Below are 17,347 nucleotides of genomic sequence, written 5' to 3'. Positions count from 1 at the left end.
CAAGTCAAAAATCAATCTTTTTATTGATATCTATCTGCAAGAAAATCTATGAAAATTGTCATCCCGATCGTGTTTTATCGCAAAGGAGGAGTAGAAAGAGTCATTATCTCTTTAATACCTAGCTTATTAGAATACGTCGAACAAATTATTATCATCCTCCCTCGTAATGATATTGAATATTTTAAGTCTTTAATGCCCGATTGCGATAAACTTATCTACGAAAATTTTGATTTTTATCCCCAGAGTTTTGAGACAAAATTAATCTATTTTTATGGTCTTATAGCGAATTTTTACAAAACCCTAAGACTGAATTATATTCATCGTCTTTTCTCTCGTAGAATTGAATTTTTACGCATCGAATCAAGAATTAACCAGATTATCAAGCGTTACCAAGCTGATCACTGTTTGTATGGGATGACTAATCGGATTTCTCCCCCTAATGTCAACGTTACTTTAAGTGGCATTATTTATGATGTCTTTTGGCAATTTGCTCCCTTAACTTACTCAGAATCCTATCAAGAACCATACAATGAAGCGTTAAAAGAATGGTTAGATAAGGCCGATCTACTCTTCACAATTTCCCAAAAAACTAAAGACGATGTTTTAAAAGTTTTCCCCAATGCTACCTATGCTAGTAAATTAAAAGCTGTACCCTTAGCAGGATTTGTCGAGCAGTCTCATCCCAAGAGTAATTTAGTCAAAAGTGAGCTAGTTACTTTTTATTTTCCCTCCTCTTTTGGCATCTACAAAGATCATCTGACTTTACTTAAAGCAGCCATTAAACTAGCGAAACAAGGTTTAAAATTTCAAATAGTTTTGATCGGTAAAGAAACCGATAATCTAGTTAGTGGAAATCTGCAATTGTCTCAACAGTCCAAAACCCAAGAATACCAAGATTATCTCAAAGAATGTACCAGACTTTATCGGGAAAATAAAGAAATTTTCGAGAGTCATATCAAGGGATTAGGTTATCAAGACTATGAAACCTTGCAGTTTTATTATCAAACCTGTTCCTCTGTGGTATTTCCCTCAAAATACGAAGGTTTTGGATTGGCAATAGCGGAAGCCATTTTACAAGGCATTCCCGTTATCGCTTCCGATTTAGAAGTGTTTCAAGAACAGGTAGAATTATATAATTGTCCCGAAAGAGTGCAATTCTATCCTAGGGGAGATGCGGACAGTTTAGCCAACTGTTTAGAACAATTTATCCTCAATCCAATTCCTCGCTTGTTACCCGAAGATATTCCCAATAAAGTTAATCTCTGGACTTGGAAAGATGTGGCCAAAAAATATGTAGAACTACTGAAAGAAAATGCCGGTTATTGATCTCTATATCTACCCGATTAAATCCTGTCGAGGTATTCAATTATCCCAATCTGAAGTGACTCCTAAAGGTTTACTCTGGGATCGAGAAATGATGTTAGTGGATGGCAAGGGTAAATTTATCACCCAAAGAGAATATCCGCAGTTAGCCACCGTTTCTGTCACGATTACAGGAGATAAACTTTCTCTGAAAACATCTCAAGATTCCCTGACTTTTCAGCCTAATTTCACAGGAGAAAAAAGAGCTGTTCAAATCTGGGAATCTCAAACCATAGCCATGGATCAAGGGGATGAAATTGCCGAATGGTTCCAGAAAATTCTCGACATTCCCTGTCGTTTAGTGCGACAATCTCCCGATTATCCACGTCCTGCGAATCCTCGCTATGCAGGGAATGATCATACTCCCGTCAGCTTTGCCGATGGTTATCCAATTTTATTAACTAATACTGCTTCTTTAGAGGACTTAAATCAGCGTTTAGTTGCACCGGTGCCGATGAATCGTTTTCGTCCTAATATTGTTATTAGTAGCGATCGAGCTTTTAGCGAAAGTAGTTGGCAAAAGATCACAATTGGAGAGATAAATTATGCTCTGGTTAAACCCTGTAGTCGCTGTATTATCACCACCACCGATCAAGAAACAGGTAGGAGAAATCCCCAGCAAGAACCTTTAAAAACCTTAAGCACTTTTCGCCGTTTCCCCGGAGGCATCATGTTCGGAGAAAATGTCATCCCCGAAAAGACAGGTACAATTAAAGTCGGCGATCCTATTACCGTAATCTAGAGATCTAGAGATATAGGGGGATAGAGGTTATCAGTTATCAGTTATCAGTTATCAGATGTGAGCTTTCAGTTCACTGATTAAGTACCTAAGCAAAATTAATTACACATATCTAACCCCGCTCTTGCCTATTGCCTTTTGCCTCTTGCCTATCTTCACTAGGAAATTAATTTTGCACGACTACTTACTGTTCACTGTTCACAGCAAAAAACTCCCCACTCGCCACTGATAACTGTGCGGGTATCAAGGTTAAGATAAATAACCATAAGAACAATACTTGACTAGAGACACTGAAACCATGCCCCTTGATACCGCATCGATTTTAGAAGTATTACGTCCCGTTCAAGATCCGGAACTGCAAAAAAGCCTAGTGGAATTGAACATGATCCGCAATGTGGCGATCGATGGCGGAAAAGTTAGCTTTACCCTAGTTTTGACCACTCCTGCCTGTCCTTTGCGCGAATTTATCGTTGAAGACTGCCAAAAAGCTGTTAAACAGCTGCCCGGGGTGGAAAGTGTCGCCGTGGCAGTAACTGCCGAAACCCCGCAACAAAAAGCTTTACCCGATCGCCAAGGTGTGGAGGGGGTTAAAAATATTATCGCCGTTTCCAGTGGTAAGGGCGGTGTGGGAAAAAGTACCGTGGCTGTCAATATCGCCGTCGCCTTGGCCCATTTAGGGGCAAAAGTGGGGCTATTAGACGCGGACATCTACGGCCCCAACGCCCCGACAATGTTGGGCTTAAATGACGCACAAGTGACGGTACAGGGCGCAAATGGCGAGATATTGGAACCCGCTTTCAACCATGGCATCAAAATGGTTTCCATGGGCTTTTTGATCAACCCCGATCAACCGGTAATCTGGCGCGGTCCGATGTTAAACGGCATTATCCGTCAGTTTCTCTATCAAGTCAATTGGGGCGATTTAGACTATTTAATCGTCGATATGCCTCCCGGTACCGGGGATGCACAATTAACTTTAATTCAATCGGTCCCCCTAGCCGGTGCGGTGATTGTCACCACTCCCCAGACGGTTTCTTTAATTGATGCGCGTCGGGGTTTAAAAATGTTCCAACAGCTAGGGGCGCGGGTTTTGGGTATCGTGGAAAATATGAGTTATTTTATCCCTCCCGATCAGCCCGATCGCTCCTATGATCTATTTGGGTCCGGTGGTGGGGAAAAAACCTCGCAAGAATTGGGCATTCCTTTACTGGGATGTGTGCCTCTGGAGATAGCCCTACGGGAAGGTGGTGATGCCGGTGTACCAGTGGTTTTGGGGCAACCGGAATCGGCCTCAGCTAAAGCCCTGATAGCGATCGCTCGTCAGGTAGCGGCGAAAGTATCCGTAGCAGCCTATAGTTAATAAATGTGGGGAGAGAAATGGTGAGAAGACAGTCCCTTATTAGTAGGAAACTAAGCGGTTTTGGTGAGCAGTTTAGCTTCATTTTCCGGGATATAGCCCAAATTGATTGGCTTTTGTTCGTTTTGGTGACGGTTTTAACCGTTTTCGGTGGTTTAATGATTCGTAGTGCCGAAAGGAACACCACCGCTCTCGACTGGTGGCAACACTGGTTATTCGGTGCCGGGGGAGTGGCGATCGCTGTATTTCTGGCCCGTTGTCGTTACGAAAGTCTGCTGAAATGGCACTGGTTAACCTATCTTGTCACCAATCTCTCCCTAATTGCGGTAATTGTCCTAGGGGTGACGGCGAATGGGGCGCAAAGTTGGATTAATATCGGCAGTTTTAACGTGCAACCGTCGGAATTTGCCAAGGTAGGTTTAATTATCACCCTGGCAGCCCTCCTACATCATCGTCCCGCCGATAATCTTTTTGCGATCGCTCGTGTATTTGCCGTCACTGCCATCCCCTGGGTGTTAATTATGGCGCAGCCGGACTTGGGGACAGGATTAGTCTTTGGGGCAATTACCCTAGGCATGATTTACTGGGCAAATGCGAAACTCCCTTGGATGATTATCCTGTTATCTCCCCTCCCATCGGTTTTTCTGTTTAATTTACTTTTTCCTGCTTGGATTGTTTTAGCAATTATCATCGGTGTCCTTGCTTGGTTTACCCTTCCCTACCGTTTTTTATCTACTTTCATCGTGGTGGCAACTAATCTAGCAGTGGGTAAATTGGGCGAGGTTTTTTGGGGTTTATTAAAAGAATATCAAAAAGATCGTTTAACCCTATTTCTTGACCCAGAAAAGAATCCTTTGGGGGGAGGTTATCAATTAATTCAATCCCGCATTGCCATCGGATCGGGAGAATTATTGGGACGGGGATTACACCAAGGCACCCAAACCCAATTAAATTTTATTCCCGAACAACACACCGATTTTATCTTCTCCGTAGTCGGGGAAGAACTCGGTTTTGTCGGCAGTATTTTGGTTTTAATAACTTTCTGGTTAATCTGTTGGCGTTTGTTAGTCATTGCTAATACTGCTAAAGAAAACTTTGGTTCTTTAATAGCGATCGGTGTTCTCTCAATGATCGCTTTTCAGGCAATTCTTAATATTAGCATGACCGTGGGATTAGCCCCGATTACAGGGATTCCTTTACCCTGGTTAAGCTATGGACGTTCATCTTTATTAACCAATTTTATCGCCTTGGGTTTAGTGGAATCCGTGGCTAATTATCGCCCCCGTAAGCGTTTGTACTAAGTAGTTGTACATATATCAGTTATCAGTGATCAGTTATCAGATTTGAGTTTTAAGTGTGGAGTATTAAATTCCACTTTCCGCACTTCTTAACATTCAATTGATGATTTTTACTAATATATTCCTTCCAAACCCTTGCCAGTAAGAATTATAACTACAATGATGGATTTTGATCAAGGTGAAGAATTGTCAATTTTTTTCTCAGAAAAAATCAATTATTGAAAATGTTCTCAATAGTAGTTTCTACAATCAAGGTTTTTCGTTAAAACATCTTGGGGAATGTAAAAATATATAAAAGTATATGAAGATGTGCTGAATGTCGGATTTAGCGGAAATTTTTCTGAAATTTTTCTTAAGTGCTTGACATTGGCCAGATTAGTGCTTATGATGTTTCCCATCACCCAAATAAAAGCAAATTATTTGCACAATCCCAATTCTGAAAGCCATGCACAGCAAAGCTTTCAAGGTTTAGTACAGGTTGTTAGTTTTGTCTGAGTGATTAAACCTATTCACTCGAAATTACCAGAGGAATAACAATGGCATATCCCAACGATCAACAAGGTAAAGCACATCCTTTCTTTGCTCGTTTCTTGTCCGTAAGCAAAGAGGAATCTTCCATCAAGTCTCCTTCCCCTGAGCCTGAGTTCAATACACGCAAATTCCCTTCTGACTGGGAAGAGTATTAAACTCAGGTTACATGAGTAATTGCAGCACTTTTCTTGATTACACCGTACAGACAAAAAGCTAAAAGCTCCACTAAGCAAGGCTCGCAGCCAAAAAACTATACGTTGAGATCCTGAGAAGTGCTGTAAAGTAACTTTAGTAATTACTCAAGAAAAAAACAAATACTGCAATTAGTTAAGCAAAAGCAGCAATTTTTTCCGCCTTTTATTGAGATTCTTCTCGATAAATATCCGCCCAAAAGCCTTAAAATGGGTTAAAATATAGGGATTTGCAATTGACATGAAAGAATCGCCTAAAGTTGTTTTATTGTTGACCCATAGCGGCGATTTTTTCACGATTGACCGCGTGGCTGAGGCGATAGAAAAAAAAGGAGCCACACCTTTTCGCTTAGATACCGATAAATTTCCCTTAGAGGTTCAATTAGCAGCCCAATTTAATGGTAAAAAAAGTTTTTATCAATTAACCTATAACCATCAATCTATTGATAGTGAACAGGTGCAATCTGTTTGGACAAGACGTATTTGGCAACCTGAAATAACAGCGGATTTAGATCCTCAGTTTCGGGAGGCTTGTGTGCGAGAATCCCAGACGACTTTGGCTAGTTTTTGGGATAGTTTAAGGTCAGCGCGTTGGTTAGATAATTTAGCTCAAATTGAGAGGGCTAAAAATAAGTTATTACAACTTCGTTTGGCCTCAGAAGTTGGCTTGATTATTCCCCCTACCTTAGTTACCAATAATCCTGATGCTGCCCGGGAGTTTTTTTCCCAGGTTCAGGGACGAATGGTGAGTAAATTGTTAACTGCGATCGCCCACAGTATGGAGTCGCCGGAATTTTTTCTTTATACCAGTAGGGTGAAAGCAGAAGACCTTGAGGAAGCAGAATCTTTACGTTATTGTCCCATGGTTTTTCAAGCGGAAATTCCCAAACAATTAGAATTGAGAATTGTCGTGGTTAATGGACAAACATTTGTGGGTGCTTTAGATTCTTCTCAGTATAATCATTCAGCCGTAGATTGGCGAAGACCGGGTATTAATCCAGGTGCTTGGCAACATCATACTTTACCCGATTCACTATTGCAGCAACTTCAGATTTTTATGGCTAATTTAGGGTTGAATTTTGGGGCATTTGATTTTATCTTAACTCCTGGGGGAGAATACGTTTTTTTAGAAGTTAATCCGGGTGGTGAGTGGGGAATGTTAGAAAGGGATTTAGATTTACCTATTTCCAATGCGATCGCCGATTTTTTAGTAGGCTAAAAATCAAACCAAAACCTAATCAGGATTTTGAGGATTTTAGGATTATCAAGATTCTTAATCCCAAATCTAATCAGGATTCTCAATCCAAAATCCCAAATCATCAAGGAGATTTATGACCGTTTTACTTGTTACTTTTAGCCACGATAATGAAAGTATTCCTCTGGTAATCAAAGCCATAGAAACGATGGGTAAAAAAGCCTTCCGTTTTGATACTGATCGCTTCCCTACAGAGGTGAAAGTTGATCTTTACTCAGGCGGTCAAAAAGGCGGAATTATTACCGATGGAGAACAAAAATTAGAGCTAAAAGAAGTTTCTTCTGTTTGGTATCGACGCATGAGATACGGACTAAAATTACCCGATGGGATGGATAGTCAATTTCGCGAAGCTTCTCTTAAGGAATGTCGGTTAAGTATTCGAGGAATGATTGCTAGTTTATCTGGCTTTCATCTTGATCCAATTGCTAAGGTAGATCATGCCAATCATAAACAATTGCAGTTACAAGTGGCGCAACAATTAGGTTTATTAATTCCGGGGACTTTAACTTCTAATAATCCTGAAGCTGTCAAGCAATTTGCTCAGGAGTTTGAAGCAACAGGAATTGTGACTAAAATGCTTTCTCAATTTGCTATTTATGGAGACAAGCAAGAGGAAATGGTTGTTTTTACCAGTCCTGTTACTAAGGAAGACCTAGATAATTTGGAAGGTTTGCAATTTTGTCCAATGACTTTTCAGGAAAACATTCCTAAAGCTTTGGAATTACGCATCACTATCGTCGGTGAACAAATATTTACGGCGGCGATTAATTCCCAACAATTAGACGGCGCTATCTACGATTGGCGAAAAGAGGGAAGAGCGCTCCATCAACAATGGCAACCCTACGATTTACCGAAAACTATTGAAAAACAACTACTAGAATTAGTGAAATATTTCGGTCTTAATTATGGTGCAATTGATATGATTGTCACACCAGATGAACGTTATATCTTTTTAGAAATTAATCCCGTTGGCGAGTTTTTCTGGCTAGAACTTTATCCTCCTTATTTTCCCATCTCCCAGGCAATCGCTGAAATCCTTGTCAACTCATAAACTGGCAAAGACAGAGCCAGAGTATTTTATCGCATCGACGAGGCTCTGACTCCAGATTTCCCCCCCGACTACTGACTTGAAAATAGAGGCTGAAATAACGCAACATACTAAATCCGTTGAGTATAGGCTACATATCAGGAGAGATACTCCTACAAGGGGAGTGACTCTTAAATTATTACAGATGCGTCAGCGGCTGCGTGTAAGCATCCCACCGAAAAACTAATGCGCGGGGGGTTTGGGGGCGGCGCCACGCCCCCAACGGGGGGTTTGGGGGGTAGAACCCCCCAAAAGCTTGGATTGAGTGATCAAGTGGGAAGTAATACTAAATCCGTTAACCCCACCAACAAACTTTTTCAGCAAACCCTACTTAATTTCCAGACCAAGACTTTCTCTCGTGCTTCTATCAGATCCATGCCGATTTTTTCTAAAACTCGCTTTGAAGCTATATTATCGGGAGCGCAGCCGGCGGTCACTGTTTGCATACCAGGTTGAGAAAGTGTCCAGTCCATCATTGCTTTTGTCGCCTCAGATGCGTAGCCTTGTCGTCGATATAACGGCGCTACTTGATAGCCAATTTCTACAGCATCTGTGGGTAAACCTGTGACATCAGGAATAATTTTGATCATCACATGACCAATAAGAGTATTTTCTGTTTGATGAATAATTAAACTCCCCCACCCCCACTCATTTTGTAAGGGGAATTGCAGCAAAATATTGGCAATATCAGGGAAAGCTTGAATCAACTCTTGTTCGGCCCAGTCAGCTGCAACTTTTACCCCCAAAATTGTTGCTAATTCATCGATACCTATAATTGCGGCCTTGAGAAGTTCAAGCTTGAAGGGGACTAAATATAATCGTTCCGTCACCAGTTTTTCCAGTGCTTTCATTTGATAAAATTCCTATACCAGTTATCAGTTAGTAGCTTGTTAATCAACTTACCCAGCAAAAACCTCATTCTCTAGTTCTCCTGAGAGGGGGAAGTCTGAAAAATTTTCCCTACCCACCACACCTCATACCCTGTATCACTTTCAATCTGTTTGTCACCCCATTAGCTATATTCTCACCCATTTTAAGGCTTTTGGGTCTTTATCGTAACGATAATTAAAACCATCTTTGGCAGTAATGATTTTACCTAAACTGGCACGACTCCGAACGTTACTTAAAGAATAATCAGTTAGGGACTGCATTTGTTGATGGGACAAACCTTCGGCTATTTCAGAAATTCCTGCAATTTCCGCATCATGCTCAGTTTTAACCTCAGACAAAGGCTCTATTTTTACCGCCGAAAAATTTTCTGATTTTTTTGACATCATCACTAGGTTATTCACTTTTTTGCGCTGATAATCTTCTACAGTTGACAGCTGCCAATGGGAATTTTCTGTTAACTCTAAGACCCATCGATGATAATTAAATAAACTTTCCCGATGACCAACACTAATAAAAGTGGTTTCACTTTCCTGTAATTGCTGATATAAGCTGGCTTCATTGGCCAAATCTAAAGCGCTGGTTGCTTCATCTAAGATAGTAAAGGTAGGTTTAGTGATTAATAGTCGAGCAAAAGCTAATCTTTGTTGTTCTCCGAGGGATAAAATCTGTTCCCAATTGACTTGTTTATCCAAGGTATTTTTGTCAGTTAATAAATGTTGCAGGTTGACTTTTTTTAAGATGTTTTCTAATTCTTCATCGCTCACCTGCTCATTGGTATGGGGATAAAGTAATTGCTGGCGTAAAGTGCCAAGGATAATATAAGGACGTTGGGGTAAAAATAACATTTTAGCTAAAGGAGGACGAACTAAACGACCACTACCTGCTTTCCATAAACCGGCGATTGCTCGTAACAAGGAACTTTTTCCTCGACCACTGGGGCCAATAATCAGTAAGCTTTCTCCCAAAGGGACAGAAACCGATAAATTTTCCACAATTACCTTTTCATAATCGGGAGTTTGTAGGGTAAAATTTTCAAAAGCTAGACGATTATCTTCCAGGGTGATAATACGACTTAAGTTTTTCGGCTCTTCACTAGCAACTTTTAAGGCATCTGTCAAGGTAGCTAACCGTTCAATATAACTTGAAACTTTACCCGATGTTCCCCATTCAGTAATTAATTGTCCCAAGGCATTAGAAAAAAGGAAACAGCATAAACTCGCTTGACTAATTTCCCCATAATCGATTTCATTTTGAATAAACATAGGGGTCAAAATAAACATTGAAAATACACTAATTGCTGACTGATAGCCTCGATTAAAAATATTATTAAACCGTTCCCAATTTATCAGGTTTTCCGAGCTTTGAATAACCCGTTCAAAACGGCCTTCAATGATTTTTTCTTCCTGCTCTTCTCCCTGAAAAAAAGCAATGGATTCGGCGTGGTTACGCACATGAGTTAAAGCATAACTATAATCCGCCTTATCATTAAGTTCAGATTGATTAATTTTGTTTAATTCTTGAGTTAGATAAATTGCTATTAAATTTCCTGCGATCGTATAAATTATTAGATAAACCGCAATTTGCCGAGAAATTGTCCAAAGAATAATCGCAAAAGTAATCATTTGTAACCCTTTTTCCACGAAGGTGATTAACAACCTCATGGTCATGGTCGTAATTGGTTCAATTTCTTGAGATAATCTTTGATCGGGATTTTTTAAGTTCGAGGTAAAATCAATGTTATAATAAGCGCGATAATTGAGATATTTTTTAACGGTTTGTTTGGTTAACCACTTATACCAATCCAATGCCACTTGACGACGAATAAATTGAGAAAAAGCAAATAACCCCGTTGTTAATATAATCAACAAACTGGATAACCACAGCGTATTGAGATATTTAGAAAGGTCTCTATCTTCAATAATAATATCGAGTACATAACGATTCCAGTAGCTACTAAAAGCTTCTACCCCCACCGTTGCCAAGATACTTAAAAGGATCAAAGCTGACATTCCCCAAGAAATGATCACATCTCCAAAGGCACGTCCATTTAACTCCGTTGGATACCAATAGGGTTGAGCCACAATTTTTAGGCTTTCCCAAAATTGACCAAATAGTGAAAAGGGATTCTTGGCGGACTGGTCGGACACAACAGGGTTTTCCGTTGCTTGTTTAGTAGTATATTGGGGCATCTAGATGCAATTGGCAGTTCTTTTACTGTTCTCTTGACAACTCAATATCACATTGTAGCGGGAGAATTACCCGTTTTTGTCTTTTGGTAACATTTTTATCTCGAAGACGAAAGTGACCTATGATCCGGTCGTTGATGCTCTCAAAATCACCTTAAGTCATCTGCCGAAATGCTCAGGAGCGGATGGACAATCCGCAGTCTTGTGAATATTCGATTCTGACGACTAAACCGGAATTAGTCGCTACTTACCCAGTCCCAGTCTCTCAGAATACTGCCAACTATGGCGAGAAAGCTCTGAGATAACTAATAACTACTTGACCCACTTTTGTTACTGTGGCAGTCTAGATGCTGTTTACTGGTCACTGAAAAACCCCATCTCTCAATCTCCGTGATCCTCAAAATGATTAGCTAGTAGGAATTTTTGACTGGTATTCAACTCTTGCCAAAGCTGGTTAATTTTCTCGTAAGCTTCCGTGGAGGTAAGCTTTCCCCCACTGTGTAAACCAGCGATAAAAGAGACTCTCAAGGCGAATTCCTGCAAGTTAGCGTTAAAAACTAAATTTTGTGGCGTGAATAAACCCCTGTAGCTGGTTTTAGGGTAGAGAAAGTTATCTTTAGAATTGAATTTTTCCATTGTTACCGACCCCCCAGTATAGGATATCTACATTATTATATATTTAAACTTTTGTTAACTTATGCTTAACCTAAGAATTTAAACCTGTCTCTAGATTCTTAAGAGAGTAGCTGCTGAACTTGATTAGCTGCCGCTATCCCAGAAGTTAAGGCCGTTTCTAGGGAAGAATTTCTCGATAAATCTCCCCCTTGACACCAATCACCACAGGCAACTAGAGGTAAAGGACTATTAACACTTAAACAGGGTACAGCTAAACCCTGACGGACTAAAGCATAACGCCAACGGTGCAGCTGAGACCAATCGGGGAGAGGCAAAGAAGCGCGAGCGAGCAAATCTAGCTTAACTGCTTCTAAATCCTCGCTATCGAGATATTTAACCGCAAAATCGGCACTACTATGCACAACAAAGACATAATCAGGGGATGATTGCCGTTTACTGCTATCAAGTCCTAACCAAGCGATAGCGGTGGAGGGAGCAACTGCGGGTAAAGAATCGCCATAACCCGCCATTACCGTTAAACAGGGATCGTAAACGATTGATCGCAATTCTGGCATAGTAGTTATATGAGAGTTTTCTAACAATAACGCCGCTTGCGGGGCGGGAATAGCCAGGACAATCGCCGAAAACTCTCCCCGAATTTGACCGTTATTGTTTAAAACCCATTTTTCTTGACGATTTTCCAGACGAGTAACCAGAAAATCTCGTTCAATTTCTAAACCTTTAGCTAAAAATTTCGCCACGCTATTCATGCCAGAAGGAGCAACATAGCTAGAATCAAACCAAGAAGTAACTATATTCTCTCTCAGGAGATTATCAATTAAAGCCGCCGTTTTTTCGCCCTGAATAGTCAAAAAAGGCAAGCCATGATCCACAGCCATCTCTTGATTGGCTCGATTAACCCGTCGCGTGGCTAAACGACCACCAATGCCTCTAGACTTATCAAATAGCTTAACAGTATAACCTCGATCGCACAACTGACGAGCGCAGGTTAACCCGGCTAAACCCGCACCAATGATCCCAACCTTAATCGAAAAATTTGTCACTAGCCTTCCTAATCCTGTGAACCCTTGAGTTAATATTAGTAGTAATCAGCACTAGCGAAACTAAGTTGATTATTGGGGCTGAGGAGGACAAACCACATTGGACGAACTACGCACAGCTTTGGAGTTAGCCACCGAGGAGGAACTACAGCAAATCACTAACATCCTCTTTTGCCGTCGTTTTAACCCTCTCGATTATCTACGAGCGCCGGACGCAATCGCCGTTCAAAGTCAAGATTGGGATAGTTGGTTAGATAGCGTCGAGGATCGTTTTCGTTATTTGGCTGCCGATGGTGTGACAGTATTAAAAGGTCAAACCGAAAAAGTTAGTTATCGTCAAATTCTCGTCCGTGTCTGTCATTTCCTCAAGGTTCCCTACTCCCAAAAAATGCCGACAACGGAAATTGAAGCGGAAATCTATCTTCATCTGGTTAACAAAGCTTGGAAACGTCTCCCCCCATCGGAACAAAAATCCCTCTCGATTCAAATTCAAAAGGCGCTCGCGGATTCCCACACTCCCCAACCCTTACCCGTTCACCTACAACATAATCCCCTCGATATAGTCCTCAAAGGCAGTAGCGTCATCGCCGTTAATTCTATCCTGAAACCGATTCTGCTCAAACATATCGCCGGGCAGTTCGCTCTCCATTTTGCCCGCTATCAAGGGGCAAAGACTGCCCTAGTCCAGGGTGGGGCAATTGCTAATCAAATCGCCCTACAAACGGCTAAACAGGGCATGACTAGGGCTGCCGCCCGCTATGGAGCGGTCAGAACCGTGTTAAGTTTGGTGGGACCGGCTTTATGGGGTTGGTTTATTGCTGATCTCGGTTGGAAGGCGATCGCCACTGATTACGGCCGGATTATCCCGACTATTTTTGCCATCGCCCAAATTCGTCTGACTCGTGACGATTGTTGGCAACCTGCTTAACATGAAAAAGATTTTTTGTCAAGGGTGGGAGTGGAATTTAACACTTTTTTCAGTTTTTATCGCCCTGATCCTGCCAGAGTTGGCGGGTATCGGCATTATTATCGTCTTAATTAGGGTTTTTACTGGCAATTTTCGGGCAATTATCCAGTCACGTCTCAATCAAGGTCTCGGTCTCGTCACTCTTTGGTTAATGATTAGTGCCAGTCTTTCCCCAACTCCGGGGGATGCTTGGATTGGTTTAGGAAATTTCCTGCCTTTTTTCTTCTTTTTTAGCAATATCAGACAATTAATTAAAAAACCCTCTCAGTTGCGTCAACTAGCTTGGGTGATGGTTATTCCGTCGGTTTGGGTAGTGGTGATGGGATGGGGACAAATTTTTCTCGGTTGGCAAAAACCGGAAGCATTAAAAGGGATTTTTACCTGGCCCTACGGGGTGGGGGGTGAACCGAGCGGGCGGATGTCTTCGGTTTTTATGTATGCTAATCTTTTGGGGGCTTATTTACTCATAACTCTGATTTTAGCGATCGGTTTATTAATTCTAACTTGGCGGCAGTGGCACAGACAAAGAAATCGGAATTTAAATCTCAAAGTCGGGTTTTTAACTTTAACTATATTTATCGACAGTGTAGGGCTATTTTTAAGCAATTCTCGCAATGCTTGGGCCTTAGCCTTTTTAGGAGGCCTAATTTTCGCCCTTTATCTGGGTTGGAATGCCTTAGTCGCCGGTTTTGTCCTCTTGGGGGGGGTGATTTCCCTCGCTTCTTGGGGACCAAATCCTTTCAGGGATAGTGTGCGTTTTTTGGTTCCTAGGGCGATTTGGGCGCGATTATCCGATGAAATGTTCCCTGATCGCCCTCTAGCGACTCTCAGATCAACTCAATGGCGTTTTACTCTAGAAATGACCCAAGAAAGACCCCTATTCGGTTGGGGATTACGCAGTTTTACACCTCTCTACGAAAAAAGTCAGGGATTATGGTTAGGTCATCCCCATAATTTATATTTGATGTTAATGGCAGAAACGGGAATTATCGGCTTAATTTTATTGTCTGTTTGGGTGGGTTGGATTTATGCCCAAGGGGTGCGTTTATTTATCTTTCTACGGCAACAAAAAGCCGGGGGTGAGTTAATTATCTTTACCTATCTGGTAGCTTTTGGTGCTTGTGTTTTATTTAATCTCGTCGATGTTACCCTCTCCGATGTCAAGATTAATACTATTGTTTGGCTTCTCTTGGCTGCCATTGCTGGGGTGAGTCAAAGGTTAAATTATGAATTATGAATTATGAATTGGGAATTATGAATTATGAATTATGAATTATGAATTATGAATTGGGGAGATGAGGAGAAGGGAGAAGGGAGCGCCGGAGCATTTTCAGTGAACAGTTAACAAAACGAAAACTTCGCACTTCACCATTAAGATAACTGCTATAAATAGACTTTTAATAACCAAAGAAAGAAAGGAATAGTCAGAAAACTAGCAAGAGTAGTGACAACAACTGTGCGGGCCATTAAAGCAGCCGAACCACCGAATTCTGTGACTAAAATGACGGTATTAACGGCGGTGGGCATGGCACTTTGTAGGATGAGAATTTTTAGATCCATACCAGTTAATCCTAAACTATTGCCGATCGCAAATGCCAAAAGAGGAGCGACTAAAAGACGCAAACCGGCCCCTAATAATTCTAATTTACCGATCGCTAATTTTTGCTGAGATAATTGGATACCTAGGATAATTAAAGCCAAAGGAATTGCTGCTTCTCCTAGATAGCTAACACTTTTATCTAATTGCAGGGGAAGATGAAAAGAGAAAGTTTGAAAGCTAATGCCGATAAAAATTGACCAGATTAAGGGCAAGCGAAAAACTAGGCGAAATCCTGAAAGAAAGCTTTTTCCTCGCAAATAAGCGGGACTAATACCAAATAAAAGAATACTAGAGCCAATCATATAGATTATCGCTCTTTCCAGTCCGGCCGCACCCAGGGCAAAACTAGCCACCGGTAAACCCATATTACCGTTATTGGGCATCACGGCGGCAGCCATGAGGCTTTTGCGGGTATCATCATCGAGACTGAGACAATAGGCCATAATTTCGACGACAATCGCCATTACCAGTGAAATAAGGGCAAAGCCTAGGAGAATTAAACCGATATTGCTGGCGGATAAAGTGGTGCGATAGAGTCCATCAATCACCAAAGCGGGAGCAAGAATATACACCGTGATTTGGGAAAGGGAATGCACTTCAACAGTGAGAATTTTTCCTGCTATCACACCGATGAGGATGATAAAACCCACTGGAACAATAGCGGAGAGAATAGCAAGCATTAATCAAGTAAAAAGTAAATAGTACATAGAAAAAAACTTATCTGACTTTTTAACGGATTTCTGTTATATCTTCGTATAAAGATGCGATTGCACAGTGAAAATCGATACTAGCTAGATAAATATCTGCTCCTTTGCTGTAGGGATAAAGAACCCAAAATCCTTCATCATTGCGACGAAAACAATCTACACCGATGCGTTCTTGACTGATAAGAACGTATTCTTCTAAAGTTTCAAGGGTTCGTTAGCAAATCAACTTTCCGTCCCAATAAATTCTCTAATTCCCGTTTCATCCTCGAAAACTCCAGAAGTCCCCAAGAAACACTATCTTGGAAACTGACCAGTATATCAATATCGCTGTCTGGACGAAAATCTTCCCGCAAAACCGATCCGAATAAACACATTTCAGATATCTGCCATTTCTGACAAAACTCACTGATTATTTGCTGGGGTAGTTCTATTTTCAATTTTTTCACCTCCCTGTCACCAGTAATCAGTGATCGGTTTTTAGATTTAAGGGGAATTATCGCTAACGACACGAAAACCAATATCATAGAGTCCAGCAGTAGCCAGAAATTTGACCCGGTAGGCCGAGCGACATTTGTTAGGGCCGTCATTCCAGGAACCCCCGCGTAAAACTCGTCTGTCCCTATCTTCTATTGTGGTCGCTTCGTAGTTATCGCGCCAGTAATCTGCACACCATTCCCTGACATTTCCGTGCAGGTCGTAGAGTCCGAAAGGGTTAGCGACGGCAAACATTCCTACCGGTGTGGTTTCCCTGCGATCGCAACCGAGGCGACCTTCCCCATAACGACCAGAACTGCACACTTTCCCGCCATAATCCCAGTCCACTCCGGAATAGTTGGCTAAATCAGTGGAAATTGTCGGGCCAAAGTGAAAGGGGGTTGATGTTCCTCCCCGACAAGCGTATTCCCATTCTTTTTCTGCGGGTAAACGATAATTCAGTCCGGTGAGACGGGATAGGCGATCGCAAAATTCCCCCGCTTCCCACCAGTTAATTTGTTCTACAGGGCGATCGTAACCTTCAAAATGGGCCGGATAGGGATTAAGTTCAATATTTACTGGTTCTAATTTTGCCACCTCGCGCCATTGTCGTTGGGTAATTGGGTAGCGACTCAGGCAAAAAGCCTGAATATTAACCAGAGATTGGGGACTTTGACTCAATTTCCAGCCTAACTCGCTTTTAGGCGCACCGATGAGGTATTGACCGCTAGGGATAGAAATCATCTCTAAAAAGGTTCTTTTGCTTAAAAAATATTTATAACCTCGATTAGTGACTTTTTCCCGTTTAATTTCCTCACCTTTGCCATTAACAGTGACCACCTCATCGGTAAAATCTAACCATTCTCCCATTCTGCACCCCTCTATCGGTTATCGGTTGATCAGGTTCAGCTGCGAGCCTAAAAACATCTCGAAACCTACCAGTTTAAGAATAACAAGACTTCGATCGCTTATCCCCCGATCAGTTTTAATTTTAATTAATTTTTTGGATTGTTCCCCCTCACTTCC

The 17,347-nt window shown here is 41.4% G+C and carries 15 protein-coding genes and 2 pseudogenes; 9 read left to right on the top strand and 8 right to left on the bottom strand.

Translation table 11 applies throughout. The features are described from left to right. The first annotated feature begins 48 nt into the window (after positions 1-48). The 7 genes from IM473_RS02155 (at position 49) to IM473_RS02125 (ending at position 7,784) form a co-directional block, all read left to right on the top strand. A complete protein-coding gene (locus IM473_RS02155) occupies positions 49-1,326 on the top strand; it encodes a glycosyltransferase (protein ID WP_287657064.1) in 1,278 nt (425 codons plus the stop codon). Beyond that, the gene (locus IM473_RS02150) at positions 1,313-2,104 is read left to right on the top strand and encodes an MOSC domain-containing protein (RefSeq protein ID WP_287657066.1); all 792 of its coding nucleotides are present in this window, start codon (positions 1,313-1,315) and stop codon (positions 2,102-2,104) included. Before IM473_RS02155 ends, IM473_RS02150 begins: the two co-directional genes overlap by 14 nt. Before the next feature lie 295 nt (positions 2,105-2,399). Further along, a complete protein-coding gene (locus IM473_RS02145; protein ID WP_287657069.1) occupies positions 2,400-3,461 on the top strand; it encodes an Mrp/NBP35 family ATP-binding protein in 1,062 nt (353 codons plus the stop codon). 17 nt (positions 3,462-3,478) lie between these two features. Next, positions 3,479-4,759 carry a rod shape-determining protein RodA gene (rodA, locus tag IM473_RS02140; protein ID WP_287657071.1) on the top strand — a complete coding sequence of 427 codons (1,281 nt, stop codon included), beginning with the start codon at positions 3,479-3,481 and terminating at the stop codon, positions 4,757-4,759. Positions 4,760-5,292: 533 nt separating this feature from the next. Further along, the gene (locus IM473_RS02135) at positions 5,293-5,442 is read left to right on the top strand and encodes a microviridin/marinostatin family tricyclic proteinase inhibitor (RefSeq protein WP_287657072.1); all 150 of its coding nucleotides are present in this window, start codon (positions 5,293-5,295) and stop codon (positions 5,440-5,442) included. A gap of 277 nt (positions 5,443-5,719) precedes the next feature. Continuing rightward, on the top strand, positions 5,720-6,697 hold the full coding sequence (locus IM473_RS02130) for an MvdC family ATP-grasp ribosomal peptide maturase (RefSeq protein ID WP_287657074.1): 978 nt from the start codon (positions 5,720-5,722) through the stop codon (positions 6,695-6,697). A 112-nt stretch (positions 6,698-6,809) separates the two neighbouring features. Next, a complete protein-coding gene (locus IM473_RS02125; RefSeq protein WP_287657075.1) occupies positions 6,810-7,784 on the top strand; it encodes an MvdD family ATP-grasp ribosomal peptide maturase in 975 nt (324 codons plus the stop codon). Positions 7,785-8,137: 353 nt separating this feature from the next. Here IM473_RS02125 and IM473_RS02120 read toward each other — a convergent pair whose 3' ends face one another. From IM473_RS02120 to IM473_RS02105, 4 genes are all read right to left on the bottom strand, one after another. Continuing rightward, positions 8,138-8,671: a GNAT family N-acetyltransferase gene (locus tag IM473_RS02120; RefSeq protein ID WP_012265552.1), complete on the bottom strand. Its 534-nt coding sequence runs from the start codon at positions 8,669-8,671 to the stop codon at positions 8,138-8,140. Positions 8,672-8,836: 165 nt separating this feature from the next. After that, positions 8,837-10,900, bottom strand: coding sequence for an ABC transporter ATP-binding protein/permease (locus tag IM473_RS02115; protein WP_287657078.1), 2,064 nt, complete (start codon positions 10,898-10,900; stop codon positions 8,837-8,839). A gap of 378 nt (positions 10,901-11,278) precedes the next feature. Then, positions 11,279-11,533: a DUF7219 family protein gene (locus tag IM473_RS02110; protein ID WP_002740468.1), complete on the bottom strand. Its 255-nt coding sequence runs from the start codon at positions 11,531-11,533 to the stop codon at positions 11,279-11,281. A gap of 98 nt (positions 11,534-11,631) precedes the next feature. Then, positions 11,632-12,576 (bottom strand): NAD(P)/FAD-dependent oxidoreductase, encoded by a 945-nt coding sequence (locus IM473_RS02105; RefSeq protein ID WP_287657080.1) that lies wholly within the window; start codon positions 12,574-12,576, stop codon positions 11,632-11,634. A gap of 97 nt (positions 12,577-12,673) precedes the next feature. On the opposite strand from IM473_RS02105, the gene IM473_RS02100 reads away from it, so the two are divergent. Beyond that, the gene (locus IM473_RS02100) at positions 12,674-13,501 is read left to right on the top strand and encodes a YaaW family protein (RefSeq protein WP_287657081.1); all 828 of its coding nucleotides are present in this window, start codon (positions 12,674-12,676) and stop codon (positions 13,499-13,501) included. Position 13,502: 1 nt separating this feature from the next. Then, positions 13,503-14,777, top strand: a complete 1,275-nt coding sequence (locus tag IM473_RS02095; RefSeq protein WP_287657083.1) for an O-antigen ligase family protein — start codon at positions 13,503-13,505, stop codon at positions 14,775-14,777. Positions 14,778-14,923: 146 nt separating this feature from the next. Here IM473_RS02095 and IM473_RS02090 read toward each other — a convergent pair whose 3' ends face one another. The 4 genes and pseudogenes from IM473_RS02090 to IM473_RS02075 form a co-directional block, all read right to left on the bottom strand. Beyond that, complete coding sequence (locus tag IM473_RS02090) at positions 14,924-15,820, bottom strand: AEC family transporter (RefSeq protein WP_287657084.1); 897 nt, start codon at positions 15,818-15,820, stop codon at positions 14,924-14,926. Positions 15,821-15,869: 49 nt separating this feature from the next. Then, positions 15,870-16,061, bottom strand: a pseudogene (locus IM473_RS02085) (Uma2 family endonuclease); the annotation flags it as partial. Then, a pseudogene (locus IM473_RS02080) lies at positions 16,060-16,371 on the bottom strand (nucleotidyltransferase family protein); the annotation flags it as partial. The pseudogenes IM473_RS02085 and IM473_RS02080, both read right to left, overlap by 2 nt. Next, on the bottom strand, positions 16,331-17,191 hold the full coding sequence (locus tag IM473_RS02075) for a formylglycine-generating enzyme family protein (RefSeq protein ID WP_287657088.1): 861 nt from the start codon (positions 17,189-17,191) through the stop codon (positions 16,331-16,333). The gene IM473_RS02075 and the pseudogene IM473_RS02080, both read right to left, overlap by 41 nt. Positions 17,192-17,347: the final 156 nt, after the last annotated feature.

The sequence above is a fragment of the Microcystis sp. M015S2 genome, assembly GCF_020245945.1.
In the GTDB taxonomy this organism is placed as follows: Bacteria; Cyanobacteriota; Cyanobacteriia; order Cyanobacteriales; family Microcystaceae; genus Microcystis.
The sequence above is the reverse complement of the archived record's forward strand: the minus strand, read 5'-3'. Positions and strand labels throughout refer to the sequence as shown.